The sequence below is a fragment of the Corynebacterium sp. HMSC036D02 genome (assembly GCF_001836165.1).
Classification (GTDB): Bacteria; Actinomycetota; Actinomycetes; order Mycobacteriales; family Mycobacteriaceae; genus Corynebacterium.
Window position 1 is genome coordinate 1 of the sequence record NZ_KV827653.1, and the last position, 268, is coordinate 268.

Here is a 268-nt window from a genome sequence, read left to right on the forward strand (position 1 = left end):
GTACTAATAGACCAAAACAAACACACACACCCAACGGGTGTGTAAACAACAAACAACATTAAACAACTAATTCACACTGTCGCTTGCGTCCACTACACAGTATCTGACACAACACCAGCAACCAGACACAAACAGTTGCTCCGAGTGTTTGTCGGTGGCCTATAGCAGCAGGGAAACGCCCGGTCCCATTCCGAACCCGGAAGCTAAGCCTGCTAACGCTGATGGTACTGCAACCGGGAGGTTGTGGGAGAGTAAGAAACCGCCGACA

At 50.0% G+C, this 268-nt stretch carries 1 rRNA gene; it reads left to right on the plus strand.

Annotated elements, in window-relative coordinates:
* Positions 1–150 precede the first annotated feature (150 nt).
* Positions 151–268: ribosomal RNA gene (gene rrf / locus HMPREF2743_RS02520) — 5S ribosomal RNA — on the plus strand.